The 18,010-nt window shown below is 63.2% G+C and carries 16 protein-coding genes; 13 read left to right on the forward strand and 3 right to left on the reverse strand.

Translation table 11 applies throughout. The features are described from left to right. The first annotated feature begins 4 nt into the window (after nt 1-4). Nucleotides 5-616, forward strand: coding sequence for a Yip1 family protein (locus J3364_RS19380; protein WP_349559811.1), 612 nt, complete (start codon nt 5-7; stop codon nt 614-616). A 42-nt stretch (nt 617-658) separates the two neighbouring features. On the opposite strand, the gene J3364_RS19385 is transcribed toward J3364_RS19380, so the two are convergent. Next, the gene (locus tag J3364_RS19385; RefSeq protein ID WP_349559812.1) at nt 659-1,585 is read right to left on the reverse strand and encodes a nitrate- and nitrite sensing domain-containing protein; all 927 of its coding nucleotides are present in this window, start codon (nt 1,583-1,585) and stop codon (nt 659-661) included. After that, nucleotides 1,578-2,717, reverse strand: coding sequence for a methyl-accepting chemotaxis protein (locus J3364_RS19390; protein WP_349559813.1), 1,140 nt, complete (start codon nt 2,715-2,717; stop codon nt 1,578-1,580). The genes J3364_RS19385 and J3364_RS19390 overlap by 8 nt, the downstream gene beginning before the upstream one ends. Before the next feature lie 274 nt (nt 2,718-2,991). Between J3364_RS19390 and J3364_RS19395 the strand changes: the two genes are divergently transcribed. The 12 genes from J3364_RS19395 (at nt 2,992) to J3364_RS19450 (ending at nt 16,577) form a co-directional block, all read left to right on the forward strand. Next, complete coding sequence (locus tag J3364_RS19395) at nt 2,992-4,560, forward strand: GNAT family N-acetyltransferase (RefSeq protein ID WP_349559814.1); 1,569 nt, start codon at nt 2,992-2,994, stop codon at nt 4,558-4,560. A gap of 114 nt (nt 4,561-4,674) precedes the next feature. Next, the gene (locus J3364_RS19400; protein ID WP_349559815.1) at nt 4,675-4,932 is read left to right on the forward strand and encodes a hypothetical protein; all 258 of its coding nucleotides are present in this window, start codon (nt 4,675-4,677) and stop codon (nt 4,930-4,932) included. Nucleotides 4,933-5,251: 319 nt separating this feature from the next. Next, on the forward strand, nt 5,252-6,715 hold the full coding sequence (locus J3364_RS19405) for a carbohydrate porin (protein WP_349559816.1): 1,464 nt from the start codon (nt 5,252-5,254) through the stop codon (nt 6,713-6,715). A 194-nt stretch (nt 6,716-6,909) separates the two neighbouring features. Beyond that, complete coding sequence (locus J3364_RS19410) at nt 6,910-8,184, forward strand: ABC transporter substrate-binding protein (RefSeq protein WP_349559877.1); 1,275 nt, start codon at nt 6,910-6,912, stop codon at nt 8,182-8,184. 90 nt (nt 8,185-8,274) lie between these two features. Further along, on the forward strand, nt 8,275-9,198 hold the full coding sequence (locus J3364_RS19415) for a carbohydrate ABC transporter permease (protein WP_349559878.1): 924 nt from the start codon (nt 8,275-8,277) through the stop codon (nt 9,196-9,198). A gap of 14 nt (nt 9,199-9,212) precedes the next feature. After that, nucleotides 9,213-10,055 carry a carbohydrate ABC transporter permease gene (locus J3364_RS19420; protein ID WP_349559879.1) on the forward strand — a complete coding sequence of 281 codons (843 nt, stop codon included), beginning with the start codon at nt 9,213-9,215 and terminating at the stop codon, nt 10,053-10,055. A gap of 18 nt (nt 10,056-10,073) precedes the next feature. Next, nucleotides 10,074-11,690: an alpha-glucosidase gene (locus tag J3364_RS19425; RefSeq protein WP_349559817.1), complete on the forward strand. Its 1,617-nt coding sequence runs from the start codon at nt 10,074-10,076 to the stop codon at nt 11,688-11,690. A 35-nt stretch (nt 11,691-11,725) separates the two neighbouring features. Next, nucleotides 11,726-12,874: an ABC transporter ATP-binding protein gene (locus tag J3364_RS19430; protein WP_349559818.1), complete on the forward strand. Its 1,149-nt coding sequence runs from the start codon at nt 11,726-11,728 to the stop codon at nt 12,872-12,874. Then, nucleotides 12,871-13,944: a LacI family DNA-binding transcriptional regulator gene (locus tag J3364_RS19435; RefSeq protein ID WP_349559819.1), complete on the forward strand. Its 1,074-nt coding sequence runs from the start codon at nt 12,871-12,873 to the stop codon at nt 13,942-13,944. Before J3364_RS19430 ends, J3364_RS19435 begins: the two co-directional genes overlap by 4 nt. A 116-nt stretch (nt 13,945-14,060) precedes the next feature. Next, nucleotides 14,061-15,182 (forward strand): GGDEF domain-containing protein, encoded by a 1,122-nt coding sequence (locus J3364_RS19440; RefSeq protein ID WP_349559820.1) that lies wholly within the window; start codon nt 14,061-14,063, stop codon nt 15,180-15,182. Between the two features lie 98 nt (nt 15,183-15,280). Further along, nucleotides 15,281-15,970: an SDR family oxidoreductase gene (locus tag J3364_RS19445; RefSeq protein ID WP_349559821.1), complete on the forward strand. Its 690-nt coding sequence runs from the start codon at nt 15,281-15,283 to the stop codon at nt 15,968-15,970. 82 nt (nt 15,971-16,052) lie between these two features. Further along, on the forward strand, nt 16,053-16,577 hold the full coding sequence (locus J3364_RS19450; protein WP_349559822.1) for a C40 family peptidase: 525 nt from the start codon (nt 16,053-16,055) through the stop codon (nt 16,575-16,577). Here J3364_RS19450 and J3364_RS19455 read toward each other — a convergent pair whose 3' ends face one another. Next, the gene (locus J3364_RS19455) at nt 16,578-17,981 is read right to left on the reverse strand and encodes an SLC13 family permease (protein ID WP_349559823.1); all 1,404 of its coding nucleotides are present in this window, start codon (nt 17,979-17,981) and stop codon (nt 16,578-16,580) included. Nucleotides 17,982-18,010: the final 29 nt, after the last annotated feature.

Genomic DNA, 18,010 nt, shown 5'->3' on the forward strand with positions numbered 1-18,010 from the left:
TTGTATGCTGACACACGTCTGGGGCCTTCTGACTCACCCGAAAAGTGAATGGGGCCACATCGAGGACGAGCACGAAACGGTAACGCATCTGTATGCGCACCATGTCTTTACGCTCGCCGCTGTTCCCGTTATCTGCGCCTACATCGGCACGACCCAGGTGGGGTGGGGCTTTGGAGGCGAACACGCCTTTATCAAGCTTGATCTGCTAAGCGCGCTCTACGCCGGTATCGCCTTCTATATCGCCATCCTGGCGGCCGTGTTCCTGGTGGGCAACGTGATTTACTGGATGGCCCACCGGTTCAGAAAACCGCCGAGCCGGCGCCGCTGCGTGATTTTTGCCGGTTATATCGCGACCCCCATGTTCCTCAGTGGTCTGGTCGCCGTGTATCCCATGGTCTGGCTGTGTCTGCTGGCGGGTATCGTGGGCTTGTGTATCAGCGCCTATCTGCTCTACCTGGGGATTCCCTACTTCCTGGGCATCAGCTCGGAACAAGGCTTTATTGTCTCCAGTACCACCCTGGCGGTCGGGGTGCTGGTGCTTGAAGGTCTGCTGGCCGTGACTGTGATGATCTGGGGTTACGGTGAGGTTCTCCTGCCCTGGTTGTTCCGGTTCTGACGACGGGGTGCTGAAAGCACCCCAGTGCTTTTCCATCTGAGCCTATTTGGCGGGCACCGCGTCGCGGAGAGCACTCTCCGTGGCAGGTCGTCCGCTTTTTTGCGTCGGGGCCGGCGGCGCATTGACCGCCGTTGGGCCCGCCAGGTCAGACAGTGCGGCATCCACCAGGGCAAACAGCGTATCGACCGCCTGGGTGCCCAGCTCAAAAACCGTCTTCGCGTGGACTGCAATTTCCTCGGAGCCCAGCAGGTCGTGATCCAGGCTTTCAAGAAACCGGTCAACCGCCCGTTTGCAGGCGTCCAGTCGCGCAGCGGGGCCGGTACCGGGGATTCCTAGTCGGGAAAAAGCGGTACGGGACAGCGTGTCGACCTTCTGATGAAGAAACCGCAGTCTCACCCGTTGTGCCGCGTCGCTGGCCCCGGCGGCGGCCATGCCGGTTCCCAACGCCCTTGCCTGACCGGCCCATTCGGCGGCATTGATGACCTCCTGCCAGATGCAGGGCAGATACGCGAGGCGCGAGTCACCCTGCGCCAGGTCCATGTGACACGCGGTGTCCTGAATCAGGTTGATGCCACGACGGATGAGACGATGGTGATCGGTGAGGTTGTGGCCCGGATCGCGGCCGTTCACGTCTTTTACACGTTGCCATTGATTGACCAACGTCTGCCAGTCGCCGGTCAGATCGGCCGGTAATTCGGGCGGTGACCCCATCAACCGGTCGAGCTTTGCTGCCAGGGCGCTGAGATCCTGTGCCATGGTCCGGTTTCCGTTCAGCACCCCGTTACTCAGTCCACGATGACGCTGCAGCCCGCTCACCAGTTGTCGCAGTTGGGTGAGCGTCTCGAGAGCTGCCTGCCGTTCGCGGCGTTGCTGGCGGCGCTGGTGGACATGGAAAGCCATCAGTGCGATGACCAATAGCACCAGAACGGCCACCTCCGCCGTTATGAAGAGTAAGCGGGTATCAGGCATGGCTGGGCTCCTGTCCGGTAAGGTGTGCCAGATGAAGGGCGATGTGACGGGCCTGGTGGGCTGCCGCCTGATTGTCGCTGTTACCGGCCCGGACCCGCTCCGCCAAGCTGGCTATCTCGGCGACGGCCTGGCCCTGTTCGCCGGTGCTGACGGCAACCTGATCCACCTGTCCGGCGAGGTCCCGGGTGCGTCCCTGGACGGCTTCCAGCAACGTGCGGACCGTCTCTGAACTGCCGGCGCTGCGATCCGCCAGGGCAGCCAGCCGTCGCACCTGTTCCGCGGCCTGTTCGATCTGTTCCTGCACGGCTGCATTGTTCTGCCCAATCTCGTCGGCGGAGGCCTGGCTGTGCTGGGCCAGCCGCCGGACCTCTTCGGCGACGACGGCGAATCCCCGACCGCTCTCGCCAGCCCGGGCCGCTTCGATGGCGGCGTTGAGTGCCAGCAGATTGGTCTGTTCGGCGATGCCGCGAATGGTACCGGTCATGGCCGTGATGGTTCGGGAATGCTCACTGAGCTGCTGGATCAGGCGGTCGGTGGCCGCGGTTTGTTGCGCCATTTCGGTGACCTGCTGCACCAGAATGGACAACTCGCGCAGGCCTTTGGCCAGTTCGGCATCGGCCGTCTGACTGGCGTCGCGGGACTCGCCGGCGCGATCCGCCACGTCACGGATACTGGCGGTCAGCTCCTCCACGGCCGCGGCGGCAACGCCCGCGGATTCGCTCTGCTGCTCGGCGTTGCGGTTGACCAGCGCTGCCGCCGCCTCGACTTCGCCGGACGCGTGTGAGATTTCGTCCAGGCGCTGTTGCAGGCTGTGTCGGGTTCGTTCCAGCTCGGTCAGCTTGCGCTGCAGCCGCCGGGCTACCGGGCCCAGCAGGAGCCAGCGTGTGCTTGTGAGGAGGTCGCCCTCGTCACGCTCAATGCCGTCACGGAGCCGGCCCAGCTCCCAACCGATCAGCCAGAGGCTGGCGATCAGCAGGTACAAGGGCATGGCGACGACGAAGACCGCCCACACCGGCTTCAACGCCGGCGCGGCGGCCAGGGCCAATAACCAAAGTGCCGCCAGGAGTAACGCCAATCCGGTTGTGTGAAGTGCCCGCATCAAAAGTTGTACGGGGTAAGTAAGCGCTTGCATGCGACTGGTCTCCTGTCCTGGGGCGGCGTCTGAAGCAAAAACGCCGCCGCCCGGAATCCTGTCTGCAATGACAGGATCCCGGGACGACGGCGTCGTTGCCGGACAGGGCCGCGCCCTGCGTTTGATGATCTGCCCTGGCCGACGCAAATTGGGTGCCACGGGACCGTAGCTTTTTGTAAGCCGCGCCGGTGCCGGTCGTTTCCGTGCCCCTCTTGACGGCGGGGTCGGTCACGGAGAAGGATGAAGCGACTGTCGTTGCGTTCTGGAGGTGCCCATGTGTCCGCCGTTTAGCGATCCCAGCCAACACCTGTCTGTACGTCAGGCCACCCTGCAGGATATTCCCGGCATCATTCGGCTGAGTCGCCGGGTGTATGCCGACACCGGCATGTACGGCTACACCGAAGGCCCACTGACCGGGCAGATGAACAACTTTCCCGAGGGCCAGTTCGTGGCTGTGGTGGGGGACCAGGTGGTGGGCTACTGCGCGACGTTCCGCATCGCCGGGGAAGTCGCCCTGGCGCCGCACGACTGGACGTCCATCACTGGCAATGGCTACGCCTCGCGACACGATCCGGAGGGCGACTGGCTCTATGGCATGGAGGTGTGTGTCGACCCGGATTATCGCGGCTACCGCATTGGCCAGCGTCTGTATAACGAACGCAAGGCCCTGTGCCAGAGCCTGGGGCTGCAGGGCGTGGTGTTCGCCGGTCGGCTGCCGTCGCTGCGTCGGCGCATCCGCAAGTTCGAATCCGTCGAGGCCTACATCGAGGCGATCAAGAGCAAGAAACAGCGCGACGACGTGCTGTCCTTCCAGCTCCACAACGGGTTCGAGATCCACGGCATCATTCCCCATTACCTGGATGCGGATCACGATTCCATGGGCTATGGCATTCACCTGGTCTGGCGCAACCCGGCAGTGGAACGCAACGGCGACCGCGGCAAGCAGAAGCGCTACGGCAAGCGCATGCCCGACACGGTGCGGGTGGGTACGGTGCAATACCAGCAGCGGCCGGTGGCGTCCTTCGAGGCGTTCAGCGACATCGTCACCTACTTTGTCGACGTGGTGTCCACCTACAAGGGCGATTTCGTGGTGTTCCCCGAGCTGTTCACGTTGCAGTTGCTGTCGATAGAACGCCGCAAGGAAAGTCCGGCGGCCGCAATCGAGGCGATCACCGAATACGCCGGGGCCTACCACGACCTGATGCGGGATCTGGCCCTGCGTTACAACATCAACATCATCGGCGGGTCGACACCGGTGCGCGAGGAAGACGGCGCCATCCGCAACATGGCCTACGTGTTCCTGCGTGACGGCCAGGTCTTCAGCCAGCCCAAGATTCACCCCACGCCGAACGAGGCCTACTGGTGGAACATCAGTGGCGGCCGCCGGGTCAGCGCCATCGAGACGGACTGCGGACCGATTGGCGTGCTGGTCTGTTACGACGCCGAATTCCCCGAAGTCACCCGCCACCTGGTGGATCAGGGCATCCAGATCCTGTTCGTGCCCTTCTGCACCGATGAAAGGCAGAGTTACCTGCGGGTGCGCTATTGCTGCCAGGCCCGCGCAGTGGAAAACCAGCTGTTCGTGGTGATGTCCGGCAACGTCGGCAACCTGCCCAATGTGCCCAACATGGAGCTGCAATACGGCCAAAGCTGCATCCTGACGCCCTGCGATTTCCCCTTCGCCCGGGACGGCATTGCCGCCGACACCACGCCCAACGTGGAAACCGTGGCCTTCGCCGATCTGCGCCCGCAGGTGCTGCTCACCGCCCGCAACAGCGGCACGGTAAAGAACCTGTACGACCGCCGGCACGAGCTGTACAGCGTCAACTGGCGAGGCGAGTGAGCAGATCGTCATGTGCCGTTCAGCCTCGGTTCATGGAACCGGGTTGATGCCATCCGGGTCAGAGCGGTTAAAGTGGAAGGACACATCAGAACACCGACAACGTGGAGGTGAACAATGGCTGCGCAGTCCGAATGGAAATCCCTGCGCGAGGAATATGAGGCTGCCTGGACCCGGTATCAGGACGTGGCAGACCGGGTGTATGCCGCCTATGAGGATCTGGACAGTGGCGTTCAGGATCAGACGCCGGCCAATGAGGACCTGTCCGAGTTACAGGAAGCCTGGAAGGCACTTGAAAGCGCTCGTGAGCGACTTCAGGAGCGCGCCAACGAGTTGCATGAACGCCATATGAAGACGGGTAAGTCGATCTCATAGGGTTCAGTTTTAGGCGCTAGTGAGGGGAGTGCCCTGCGGCTCCGGGGCCGTCGGAATGCGGCCGAAGAGGCCGGGAAAACCGACGGCTTTCCGGGCACCTATGCATGCAAACTGCAATTAAGTTGAAATTAAGTGGTTTCGACGGTTGTCGATTGACCTTCCGGACATTTATCTTGAACACCACTTAAAGCTTTAAGTTTCGCGGATTCGACGGAATCGGGTGGTAACGGCCAGATTCCGTTTTTTATGTGGAGAATCTTAAAGCATTAAGTTAATGCAAAAACGTTTAAGCCTTACAACAACAAAATGAGGTGTGTTCATGTCTTTCTCTATGACGCGGAGTCGGATCCAGGCTCTCGCTTCAGGTTTTATCCTGCTGACGTCGGTACCTGCCGCCCTCGCGGCCGAAGAGGCCACCCTCGAAGAGCGGGTGGAAACGCTCGAACAACAGTTGATCGAAGCGCAACAGCGGGCCCAGGACGCCGAAGTCAGCGCCCGCGATGAGCGCCTTGAGCAATTCGCCCGGCACATGGACGGTGAGGAGGGCTTCTCCTTCAACGGCTATGCCCGTTCCGGACTGGACATTGGCGAGAACGGCAAGAGCGCCCCGGGCGACCCCTACCTGACGCCCGCCGGCTCCGTGGGCGGTGCGGTCGGCCGATTGGGCAATGAGGACAACACTTACGTCGAGGCGACTCTCAATTACCTCCAGCGCTTTGAGAACGGCGCCAAGTCCCACTACCGGGTCATGCTGGCGGACTACAGCCAGTCGTCCAATGACTGGACCGCAGCGGACTCCCAACTGAACGTGCGGCAGGTCTACGTGGAGTTCAGCGATTTGCCGGCGTTTACCGGTGCCTTCGAGAACGCGTCCATCTGGGCCGGCAAGCGATTTGACCGGGATAACTTCGATTTCCACTGGCTCGACAGCGACTTTGTTTTCCTGGCGGGTACCGGTGCCGGGATATACGACATTGCGTTCAGTGATGCCTGGACAATGAACCTGTCGCTTTACGGCCGCAGCTTTTCGGAGTTTCCGACCGACACGGACGTGGAACCGGAAACCGACAGTACCGATAACCTGGTGCTGACAGCGAATAACAACTTTGGCCCGGTCCAGTGGATGATCAGTGGCATGTCCGCGGCGGACAACGACGAGCGCGTTGTGGCTGGCAGCCCGGGGGTGGCGGACAACGGGGTACACACCATGCTGGCCTACCACGGTGACAGCTTTTTCGGGCTGAGCGAGGGCAACTTCAAGCTGGCCGTGATGGCCGGTGAGGGACTGGGGGCCGAGGTCAAGAATATCGGTTCCGACGGCAACCTGAGCGAGGATGCCATCGCCACCCGCTTCGGGGTGTACGGCACCACCTATATCAGTGACCACTGGCGGGTCGCGCCCATGATCCTCGCGGAAACCAGCCAGGATCGCTACGTCGAGGGTGACGAATACAACTGGCTGACATTGAACGTTCGCCTGGCCGACGAGATCAACAGCAACTTCGAAATGCAGTACGAGACCACCTGGCAGACCATGGATCTCAAACCCCAGCAGTACGCCGGTCGCAGCGATGCCCGCGGACACTATGCCAAGGTGACGGTGGCGCCGACGTTCAAGCCCCAGGTCGGGGGCTTCTGGAATCGTCCGGAAATCCGCGCGTTTGCCACCTACTCCACCTGGAGCGACGAGCTCAATGACTACGCCGAAACGGACGCCTTCGGCCAGGACGATTTCACCGGCGGCCAGTGGACCTTTGGTGTCCAGGCGGAAACCTGGTTCTGAGCCCGTGGGGCTGGAATCCCACCTGTAAATTTAAGTTAAATTTAAGTGGATCTGGCGGTTGCGGGCCTGCCTCGCATTCTCTAACTTTAACGATGAGCTTAAAGCATTAAGGAGCCCCTGGTGAACGCCTGAATCGGGGCTCCTGAGGTGTACCAGATCCGACGAACCCGACAACAACAACATGAGGTTCAATGATGTTTACACAACTCTGTAAGACCGTTCTGCCGGGCGTGATGGCCGCGATGCTTTGGGGCGCGGGCTCCGTGCAGGCAGCCACGGTCACGATCTCCTGCGGCGCCGTGGGTGCTGAGCGCCAACTCTGTGAACAGGGTACCCAGGCCTGGGCCGACAAGACCGGCAACCAGGTCAAAGTGGTCTCCACGCCCAATTCCTCCACCGAACGCCTTTCCCTCTACCAGCAGCTGCTGGCCGCCCAGTCGGGCGACGTGGACGTGTTCCAGATCGACGTCATCTGGCCCGGCATGCTGGGGGACAACTTCATCGACCTCAGTCAGTACAGCAACGGAGCCGAGAAGGAACACTTCCAGTCCCTGGTGCGTAACGACACGGTCGACGGCCGTCTGGTCGCCATGCCCTGGTTCACCGACGCCGGGGTGCTCTATTACCGCAAGGACCTGCTGGAGAAATACGACCAGCCCGTGCCGGAAACCTGGCAGCAGCTGACCGACGTGGCCAAGACGGTCCAGGCCGGTGAACGCAAGGCCGGCAATGACAAGATGTGGGGCTTCGTCTGGCAGGGCCGGGCGTACGAAGGCCTGACCTGCGATGCCCTGGAATGGCTGGCCAGCTACAACGCCGGCACCATCGTCGATCGGGACGGCAAGGTCACGGTGGACAATCCGCAGGCGGTGAAAGCCCTGAAAATGGCCCAGGGCTGGATCGATACCATCTCCCCCGTGAGCGTCCTCAATTACACCGAAGAAGAGGCCCGCGGCGTGTTCCAGTCCGGCAATGCCGTGTTCATGCGCAACTGGCCCTACGCCTGGGCGCTGGCCCAGAGCGCCGACAGCCCGGTCAAAGGCAAGGTCGGTGTGGTCGCCCTGCCCAAGGGCGGCGAGGACGGCCGTCACGCCGGTACCCTGGGCGGCTGGCAGCTGGCGGTTTCCAAGTATTCCGAACATCCCGAAGTGGCGGCGGACCTGGTGATGTACCTCACCAGCTACGAGGAGCAGAAGCGCCGCGCCATTGAAGGCAGCTACAACCCGACCCGTCCTGACCTCTACAAGGACGACGAGGTGCTGGCCAAGGTCCCCTTCTTCGGCGACCTGTTCGAGACCTTCAAGAATGGCGTACCGCGGCCTTCTTCGGCCACCGGCGACAAGTACGGTCGGGTGAGCAACGCCTTCTACAACGCGGTACACAGTGTGCTGTCCGGTGAGAGCTCACCAGAGGACGCCCTGGGTAGCCTCGATCACCAACTGAACCGTCTGGGTCGGCGCGGCTGGTAAGCCCGCCGCCTATCGATCGAGGTCACCATGGCTCTGTCTAAAACCGATCCGGCCGCCACGCGGTCGGTCTCGCCTGCGCCGGTGCAGGCTATGCCCCGTCGGCGCGGCCGGGTGAGCCGCCAGCGGGTGCGTGCCGCCTGGCTGTTCCTGATCCCCATGCTGGTGGTTCTGGCCGGCGTGGCTGGCTGGCCGCTGCTGCGGACCATCTGGTTCTCGCTCACCGACGCCAGCTTCTCCGATCTGACCAGCTACCACTTCATCGGCCTGGAGAACTACCTGGTCTATGACGATGGCGCCTGGTACGGCGTACTGGCCGATCCGGTCTGGTGGCATGCAGTCTGGAACACCGTGTTCTTCACTGTGGTGTCCGTCAGTCTGGAGACCGTCTTCGGTCTGGTGATCGCCCTGACCCTGAACATGCAGTTCCGCGGTCGGGGCTGGGTGCGGGCCGCCACGCTGGTGCCCTGGGCCATTCCCACCATTGTCTCCGCCAAGATGTGGGGCTGGATGCTCCACGACCAGTTCGGGATCATCAACCATATCCTGTTAGGCATGGGTGTCATCGATTCGCCGCTGAACTGGACTGCCAACCCGGACCTGTCCATGTGGGCAGTGATCATGGTGGACGTGTGGAAAACCACGCCATTCATGGCCCTGCTGGCGCTGGCGGCGCTGCAGATGCTGCCGTCGGACTGCTACGAGGCGGCGAAGGTGGACGGCATCAACCCGGTGAGGGTCTTCTTCCGGGTGACCCTGCCACTGATCACGCCGGCGCTGATGGTGGCGATCATCTTCCGGGTGCTCGACGCCCTGCGGGTATTCGATGTGATCTACGTGCTGACCTCGAACAGCGAGGACACCATGTCCATGTCGGTCTACGCCCGCCAGCAGCTGGTGCAGTTCCAGGACGTCGGCTACGGCTCGGCAGCCTCGACCGTGCTGTTCCTGATCATCGCCCTGCTGACCATTACCTACCTCTACCTGGGCCGCAAGCAGATCGGAGGTGACGCATGAGCGCGCAGCCGTTGGTGTCTCGTCGCAAGCTGAAACGCTATCTGGGCAAGGTCGCCTTCTTCTTCCTGATCGTGGCGATCCTGCTGTTCACCGTCTTCCCGTTCTATTACGCGATCCTAACGTCGTTCAAGAGCGGTTCCGAGTTGTTCACCGTGGACTACTGGATCCATTCACTGAATTTCGGTAACTACAGCTCGGTCCTCGGCCAGCAGTCGTTCCTGGACAGCATCTGGAACTCGGTGCTGGTGTCGTCGATGACCGTCTTGATCGCCATGCTGCTGGGTGTGACTGCTGCCTATGCCCTGGGCCGGGTGCGCTTCCGCGGACGCGGGCCGATCCTGATGATCGTACTGGGCGTGTCGATGTTTCCGCAGGTCGCGGTGCTGTCCGGCCTGTTCGAGGTCATCCGGGCGATGGACCTGTACAACAACCCCTGGTCGCTGGTGTTCTCTTACACCATCTTCACCCTGCCGTTCACGGTGTGGGTGCTGACCACCTTCATGCGGCAACTGCCCAAGGAACTGGAAGAGGCGGCCATCGTGGATGGCGCGTCACCGGTGGTGACCCTGTTCAAGGTGTTCGTGCCGCTGATGGGGCCGGCCATGGCCACCACCGGTTTGCTGGCCTTCATCGCCGCCTGGAACGAGTTCCTGTTTGCCCTGACCTTCACCCTGACCAACGACCAGCGCACGGTCCCCGTGGCCATCGCCCTGATCACCGGCGGCTCCCAGCACGAGCTACCCTGGGGCACGCTGATGGCTGCCTCGGTGATCGTGACCGTGCCGCTGATCGTGCTGGTCCTGATCTTCCAACGACGCATCGTGTCCGGCCTGACGGCGGGCGCGGTCAAAGGCTGATTCGAGGAGTTCCTTTTTATGACCCAAGCACGACCCTGGTGGAAAGGCGGACTGATCTACCAGATCTATCCCCGCAGCTTCATGGACAGCAACGGGGACGGCATTGGCGACCTCAAGGGCGTCACGTCGCGCCTGCCCTACGTGGCCTCGCTGGGCGTGGACGCGATCTGGCTGTCGCCGTTTTTCCTCTCGCCGATGAAGGACTTCGGTTACGACGTCTCCGATTACCGGGCGGTGGATCCGATGTTCGGCACCCTGGACGATTTCCGGGCGCTGACCGCCGAGGCCCACCGGCTGGGACTGCAGGTGATGATCGACCAGGTGCTTTCCCACACCTCCGACCAGCACCCCTGGTTTGCCGAAAGCCGGTCCAGCCGGGACAACCCGAAAGCCGACTGGTTCGTCTGGGCCGACCCGCGCCCGGACGGCACGCCGCCCAACAACTGGCTGTCGATCTTCGGCGGCAGCGCCTGGGCCTGGGATACCCGGCGCGGGCAGTATTACCTGCACAACTTCCTGGCCAGCCAGCCGGACCTGAATTTCCACAACCCGGATGTGCGCCAGGCCCACCTGGACAACATGCGTTTCTGGCTGGATCTTGGGGTGAACGGCTTCCGTCTGGACACCGTCAACTTCTTTTTCCACAACCGGTCGCTGGCGGACAACCCGGCGGTGCCGGCGGGGGAGAAGAAAACCGTGGTGGCCAAGGGGGTGAACCCCTACACCTACCAGCGCCACGTCAACGATCTGAGCCAGCCGGAGAATCTGGACTTCCTCAGCGACATGCGCGCGTTAATGGACAGCTACCCGGATACCTCCCTGGTCGGCGAAATCGGCGACGACAAGCCGCTCGAGCGCATGGCCGAGTACACCGCCGGCGATCACCGGCTGCACATGGCCTACTCTTTCGACCTGATGGCGGACAGCTTCAGCCCGACCTATATTCGCGACGTGGTGCGCAACTATGAGCAAGGGATCGGCGACGGCTGGCCCTGCTGGGCGCTGAGCAACCACGATGTGGTGCGGGTGGTCAGTCGCTGGAGCCACGGTGACGAAGACCCGCAGGCCTACCCGCCGGTGCTGATGGCCCTGCTGCTGTCCCTGCGTGGCAGCGTCTGCATCTACCAGGGCGAGGAACTGGGGCTGCCGGAGGCGGACGTGCCGTTCGAAAGCCTGCAGGACCCCTACGGCATCAACTTCTGGCCGGAGTTCCGCGGTCGTGACGGCTGTCGCACGCCGATGATCTGGACGCCCACCGAGAAGGCCGATTTCACCACCGGCGACCCCTGGCTGCCGATCGACCGCGATCATCTGGCGTATGCGGTCAGCGTGCAGGAGGAGCACAGCGATTCGATCCTCAACCGTGTCCGCACCCTGATTCGTTGGCGTCAGCAGCAGCCGGCGTTGTGCGGCGGCGAACTGGAGCTGGTGGAGGACACCGGTGACGTCCTGTGCTGGATCCGCCGTCACCTGGACCAGACCCTGCTGGTGGCCATCAATATCACGGGCCAGGCGCAATCGGTGACCTGGTCCGGAGCCGGGCTGACGCCCGTCGAGGGCCACGGATTCCGCGGACAGCTGCAGGACGGCCAGATCGACCTGCCGCCGTACCAGGCTTTCTACGCTGAACTCTGAGACTGGACGCATCAGGCGTCCCGGGAGCATTGAACATGGCTTGTGTGGAACTGAAAAACATCACCAAGGCGTTTGGTAACGAGGAGATCATCCATCAGATCGACCTGCGGGTGGAGGACGGCGAGTTTGTGGTCTTCGTCGGCCCTTCCGGCTGCGGCAAGTCAACGTTGCTGCGGCTGATCGCCGGGCTGGAGGAAATCACCGACGGTGAACTGGAGATCGACGGCGAGCTCGTCAACGAACTCTCCCCCAAGGAGCGGGGTGTGGGCATGGTGTTCCAGTCCTATGCGCTCTACCCGCACATGAGCGTCTTCGAGAACATCGCCTTCGGCCTCAAGTTGGGCAGCGGTGCGGGCAAGGAGAAGATTCGCGAATGGGTGCAGAAAACCGCCGATGTGTTGCAGCTGGGCGAACTGCTGCACCGTAAGCCCCGGGAGCTGTCCGGGGGCCAGCGCCAGCGGGTGGCGATCGGTCGGGCGATGGCGCGGGAGCCGCGCATCATGCTGTTCGATGAACCCCTGTCGAACCTGGACGCCAGCCTGCGGGTGCAGATGCGCAACGAGATCGCCAAGCTGCACAACCGGCTGCAGTCCACCATGATCTACGTGACCCACGACCAGGTGGAAGCCATGACCCTGGCGGACAAGATCGTGGTGCTCAACAAGGGCCACATCGAGCAGGTGGGCTCGCCGTTCGACCTCTACGAGAACCCGGAAAGCCTGTTCGTGGCGGGCTTTATCGGCTCGCCCAAGATGAACCTGCTGCCCGGGACCCTGACAACCCCCGGGGCGGACACCAGCGAGGTCACGCTGGACGGGATTGGCCTGGCCCGCTGCGCGTGCGATAGTTCCCGGCTGGAGGCAGGCGCGACGGTGACCCTGGGCATTCGCCCGGAACACCTGCAGCTGCGCAAGCCGGGACCCGACGACACGCCACTGGAGGTCATGAACGTGGAATACCTGGGCAACGAGGCCTATGTCTATCTGGACGTGCCGGGTGCCGGCGAGCCCCTGGTGGTGCGCCAGCCCGTGCCCTGTCCGGTTATCCAGGGCCAGTCGCTGGTGCCGGTAATCAGCGTTGACAGCGCGCATCTGTTCGATGAAAGCGGGCAGGTCCTGCGTCGAACCCGCGCACCGACCGCCAATGAGGTCGGGGAAGCCCGGATGGGAGGTGCCCAGGGATGACCGGCACCGGAGCGCCGTCGCGGCCGGGAGGGGAGCGGCTGACCGTCAAACGCATGGCGGAGCTGCTTGACGTCTCCACCGCGACCATCTCCAACGCCTTCAACCGCCCGGATCAGCTGTCCGAAGCCCGCCGGCGCTGGATTCTGGACGAGTGCAAACGCCTGGGCTACATGGGGCCCAACGCCGCGGCCCGCAGCCTGCGCACCGGACGCACCGGCAACGTCGGCGTGATGCTGGCGGACAATCTCGCCTACTCCCTGACCGATCCAGTGGCCAGCGAATTCCTGCACGGCCTGGCTGAAGTCTTCGACCAGAACCGCATGAACATGCTGCTGCTCTCCAGCCAGGATCCGGACAGCGAGTATCGCAGCCATCTGCAGGAAGCCATGGTGGACGGCTTCATCATTTACGGCTGGCTGTCCAAAGGACGCACCTACGATCGGTTGCTGCAACAGGGCAAGCCCATGGTGGCGGTGGATTTCGACCTGGACGGTTGCACCTGGGTCAATATCGACAACTATGAAGGCGCCCGTACCAGTGCCGAGCACGCCCTGAAAACGCCACCTCGGCGGGTCAGCATCCTCGGGTTGCGACTGGTGGCGTCAGAAACGGTCTGCCGTATCGACGGCCGGGAGCTGTTCCGTGAGCAGCGGGCGGTGTCCGTGCGGCGCCTGGGCGGCTATCTCGATGCCCTGCATGCCGCCGGCTACGACGTGCCGGCCGAGCGCATCTGGTCCACTCCCACCAACGATCATCCCGACGCCTATCAGGCCGCCTGGGAAGCGCTCAACAGCGACCAGCGGCCGGACCTGCTGCTGTGCATGAGCGATCGCCTGGCGCTGGCGGCGATCCAGGTGGCGCTGCAGATGAAACTGCGCATCCCCGAAGACCTGCGCATTGTCGGCTTCGATGGCATTCCCGAGGGCAACACCCTGCATCCATCGCTCACGACGGTCTACCAGCAGAGTGCCGAAAAGGGACGCATGGCGGCGCGTCTGTTCCTGGGCGAAGAGCCTGATCGCAACGTACTGATCCCGACCCGCCTGATGGTGCGCGAAAGCTGCCCCTGAGCGGACTGTCTGGACGGGTTAGCGTCACATGACAATCCGGACAGGTTGCGGGCCGCGACAACATTCCTATCGTACATCTGGCCTATAGTGTAGAAGTCTGTCCGGAAAAGGCTTTTATGTACGCGTCCATCGAAAAACTCTGGTTGCAGGGCACGGCAGGCCGACCGCCCCGGCTGCGTCGTCAGATCGCGTTGACCAACCAGATTGCGCTGTTCGGTGCCCTGGCGACGTTGCCGTACCAGGTGTTCTATCTGTTCTACGACATCGCCCTGTACTGGCCGGTTTTTTCCCTGAACATGCTGTTCATGGCAGGCTACCTGACGGTGCTGGGCTTCAATCGCAGTCATCGATACACCTATTCCCGGAACCTGGTGCTGATCAATGCCTGCACCCAGATCCTCGTGGTGACCTATTTCATCGGGGCAGCAGCCGGTGTCCACCTCTTCTACTACGCCATTGGCAGCGTGCAGGCGCTGATCTTTATCCGCCATCGCACGGCGGTGCTGGTGTGGCTGCTGGGCGGGTTGGTGACCCTGTTCCTGGTGTGCCAGTTCCTGTTTTCCGAGGCGGCAACGCCGGTGCCCGAGGCCTATGTAAACTGGATGTTTGCGGTGAGCGTCGTTGGGGCCATGACCCTCAGTGGCAGCTTTTCCCACCTGTTCCGGAAAGAGATCGATCACGCCGAGGACCAGTTGATCCAGTCAAACCGTAACCTGGAAAAGCTGAGCACCACCGACAAGCTCACGGGCCTGGCCAACCGGCGCAGTCTGGATCAGTTCCTCAATCACGACTGGAGCCGGGCCCACCAGGATCAAATGCCGACGTCGATCCTGATGTGCGACGTGGACAGCTTCAAGGCCTTCAACGACCACTACGGCCACCAGGCGGGCGACGATTGTCTGCAGGCGATCGCGCGGGCCCTGAGGGACGTGGTGCGCCGCCCCACGGATCTGGTGACCCGCTATGGTGGCGAGGAATTCGCGCTGGTCCTGCCCATGACGCCGGAAGCCGACGCCCGGGCTATCGCCGAACGGCTGCGCACCCGGGTCGAGGCCCTGCAGATTCCCCATGCCCATTCGGAGGTGGCGCCGGTGGTGACCATCAGCATCGGTCTGAGCACTCTGATGCCGGCGGACGAACAGCCGGTGGCTGAGGTGCTGGCGCAGGCGGATCGTGCGCTCTATCGGGCCAAGCGCCAGGGGCGCAATCGAGCGGTGGTGCATGGAGAGACCGGCTGATGCGACCCGACGTGGGCCGAGGACGGCGACGGGCTGCAATCTCGATAGTAGCGGGTTAAGGTAAGGCCAACACATTCCGGGTCTGTCAGGAGGTGCTTATGTCCCTGTCTGGTCAATCCCTGGCCGGTAAACGCATTCTGGTCACCCAGGCGGATGCCTTTATGGGGCCGGCGCTGTGCGAGGTGCTGGCGGAACACGGTGCGACGGTGATCGACGACACCACGCCGCTGTTGCCTACCGGTGCTGCAGCCAAGGTGGTCCGTGCCGCCGGCGATGTGGATGTGCTGGTGGCCAACCTCGCCATTGCCGCGCCCAGCACGCCTGTGGACGAAGTGACCCAGGACGAGTGGCGCAACGTGTTTTCCGCCCTGGTAGATCCGCTGCCGCGGCTGGTCCAGGCGGTCCTGCCGGGCATGCTGGACCACGGCCGCGGCAAGATCCTGCTGATGGGCAGCGCCTCGGCCCTGCGCGGCATGAAGCGGGCGTCCACCTACAGCGCCGCCCGGGGCGCGCAGCTGGCCTATGTCCAGTCGGCCGGCGTAGAGCTGGCCCGGCACAACATCCAGTTCAACGCCATCGCCCAGAACTTCGTGGATAACCCCACCTACTTCCCGCCAGAGGTCCAGGCCAATCCCCGCTTTCAGGAACGGGTGCAGCGAGAGGTGCCGCTGGGGCGATTGGTGACGCCCCGGGAGGACGCCAGCCTGGCGGCCTACCTGTGCAGTGACGCGGCGGACTGCTTTGTCGGGCAGGTGTTTCCGATGAGCGGCGGTTGGGCCACCCGCTGAGGGAATCGTAACCTGACAGCCTGTGAATTCGCTTATAAAGTAGGCGGGTGCATGTCCGTTTTCACAGGTTGGTTATCCGATCATGGCCAGTGTCTTGTTTTGCAGCCTTTTTGCCGGGAATCGCGGCGCCCTGCCCGCTCTCTGGCTTCTGCTGGCCATGTTGGGGTTGGGAGGCTGCGCCAGCGACAGGACCCTGTCACGAGCCCCTGCGACGCCGCCGGATACGGTCGCGACCTCGGACACGGCGGCCCGCCTGTGGCAGGTGTTCGAACGTTACGAGGGCACGCCCTACCGCTACGGCGGCACCGACGGCGGTGGCTTCGACTGCTCCGGGTTTATCATGACCGCCTATCGCGAAGGTCTGGACCGGCTGCTGCCGCGCACCACTGACCAGATGCTGGCCATGGGCGATGTGGTGCCCCTCGACCAGATCCGGCCCGGCGACCTGGTGTTTTTCCGCATCGAAGGCAAGGACCAGCACGCCGGCATCTATATGGGCGACGAGCGGTTTATCCACGCCTCCTCGTCGGTCGGCGTCACCGAATCCCGTCTCGACGGCTACTACTGGCGGGACCGCTACAGCCAGGCCCGCCGTTTCGACCATTGATCAGCCACCACCATTGAACATGCCCAGCAACTGCCACCACAGGTAGTCCAGCGGCGTCAGGATCAACAGGGCGATTACGGTCAGCGGCACGGTAATCTTCAGCAGGCTGCGCACCGGCTCGTTGGCCAGCTGCATCCCCACCAGCAGCGGGCCGGACTGATACGGCAGCAGGATGGTGGAAAAGCCCACCACCTGCGTCATGATCACCGCCTCCAGGCTCATCCCGGTCAGATCGGACAGTTGGCCAGCCATCGGGGTCAGTACCGCCGGTACGCCGGGCAGTGTGGTCAGGATACCGGTGGAAAAGGCCATCCCCACCAGTGAGAAGAAGTTGCGGGCATCCTCGCCCGGCGCCAGTGGCAGCCAGCGCTCGAGGGTGGCGGCCAGGACCTGGCCCAGCCCCGAACTGTTCACCACCGCGCCCAGCCCCAGCACGCCGGCCACGAACAGCAGCACCGTGATGTTCAGCTGCTGGCTCACCCGGCTGTTATCCACCAGCCCGATTCGGGGCAGCAGCAGATAGATGGCGGCACCCAGCCCTACCCAGGCCGGGCTGACGCCGTGCCAGCTGTCGGTCAGCCACAGCGCCAGGGCCAGCAGCAGGATGACGGACAGGTAGCGCTGTTGCCCGGTCATCGGGCCAATGGGTGCCTGCGCTTCCGGGGTCACGGATTGCGCGGCGATACGGGCAGGAAAGAACCGCAGGATCAGGCCGGCAATGATCACGGCCTTGAGCGCTCCCAGGATGGGAAAGTGAAGCAGCAGGTACTGGGTGTAGCTGAAGTCGACGCCGTAGATGGTGTTGGCGGCGCCCACCAACACCATGTTGGGAATGTTGGCCGGCAGGATGGTAAAGGTCGGCACGTGGCAGCCGAAAGTGACCGCCAGGGCGATGCCGGTGCGGCCCTGGCTGCCGGTCCCGAAGCCGCAGCGCTCGGCCAGCGCCAGGCCCACCGGTACCATCATCAGAATGCGGCCCATGGATGACGGCATGACGAAACCCAATAGCGCGCAAAACACCACCAGGCCGATGATCAACCCGCGATAGCTGTGTGCCAGATGCCGACCCAGTACAGCCGCCACCCGATCGCCCAGGCCGGTGGAGCGAATCGCCATGCCGATCACCATGCCGGCGAAAATCAGCCACCAGGCGGAAGAGGAAAACCCGGAAAAGATCTGCGCCGGTGTGGCCACCTCCAGAAGCAGCGCTGCCAGGAAGAAGATCAGCGCGCTCAGGTATTCCGGCAATACCCCGGTGGCCCAGAGCACCAGGGTCACCAGCACAATGCCCAGCGTTCGGGTCTGTTCGGTGTCCAGGGCGGCCGGGGGATGGACCTGGACCAGAATCGCCAGGAACACGGCGACGATCACCAGGCCTTGGCTGAGATGACGCTTATCAAGCACGTCGTGACTCCTGTCGTGAAAGTGGCCCC

Source organism: Marinobacter sp. NFXS9 (genome assembly GCF_040148665.1).
In the GTDB taxonomy this organism is placed as follows: Bacteria; Pseudomonadota; Gammaproteobacteria; order Pseudomonadales; family Oleiphilaceae; genus Marinobacter_A; species Marinobacter_A mangrovi.

Coding starts and splice junctions, on each gene's coding strand:
- J3364_RS19400 (WP_349559815.1), top strand. CDS start 4,675: ATGGCTGCGCAGTCCGAATGGAAATCCCTGCGCGAGGAATATGAGGCT.
- J3364_RS19390 (WP_349559813.1), bottom strand. CDS start 2,717: ATGCAAGCGCTTACTTACCCCGTACAACTTTTGATGCGGGCACTTCAC.
- J3364_RS19405 (WP_349559816.1), top strand. CDS start 5,252: ATGTCTTTCTCTATGACGCGGAGTCGGATCCAGGCTCTCGCTTCAGGT.
- J3364_RS19435 (WP_349559819.1), top strand. CDS start 12,871: ATGACCGGCACCGGAGCGCCGTCGCGGCCGGGAGGGGAGCGGCTGACC.
- J3364_RS19395 (WP_349559814.1), top strand. CDS start 2,992: ATGTGTCCGCCGTTTAGCGATCCCAGCCAACACCTGTCTGTACGTCAG.
- J3364_RS19450 (WP_349559822.1), top strand. CDS start 16,053: ATGGCCAGTGTCTTGTTTTGCAGCCTTTTTGCCGGGAATCGCGGCGCC.
- J3364_RS19410 (WP_349559877.1), top strand. CDS start 6,910: ATGTTTACACAACTCTGTAAGACCGTTCTGCCGGGCGTGATGGCCGCG.
- J3364_RS19380 (WP_349559811.1), top strand. CDS start 5: ATGCTGACACACGTCTGGGGCCTTCTGACTCACCCGAAAAGTGAATGG.
- J3364_RS19440 (WP_349559820.1), top strand. CDS start 14,061: ATGTACGCGTCCATCGAAAAACTCTGGTTGCAGGGCACGGCAGGCCGA.
- J3364_RS19425 (WP_349559817.1), top strand. CDS start 10,074: ATGACCCAAGCACGACCCTGGTGGAAAGGCGGACTGATCTACCAGATC.
- J3364_RS19415 (WP_349559878.1), top strand. CDS start 8,275: ATGCCCCGTCGGCGCGGCCGGGTGAGCCGCCAGCGGGTGCGTGCCGCC.
- J3364_RS19430 (WP_349559818.1), top strand. CDS start 11,726: ATGGCTTGTGTGGAACTGAAAAACATCACCAAGGCGTTTGGTAACGAG.
- J3364_RS19385 (WP_349559812.1), bottom strand. CDS start 1,585: ATGCCTGATACCCGCTTACTCTTCATAACGGCGGAGGTGGCCGTTCTG.
- J3364_RS19445 (WP_349559821.1), top strand. CDS start 15,281: ATGTCCCTGTCTGGTCAATCCCTGGCCGGTAAACGCATTCTGGTCACC.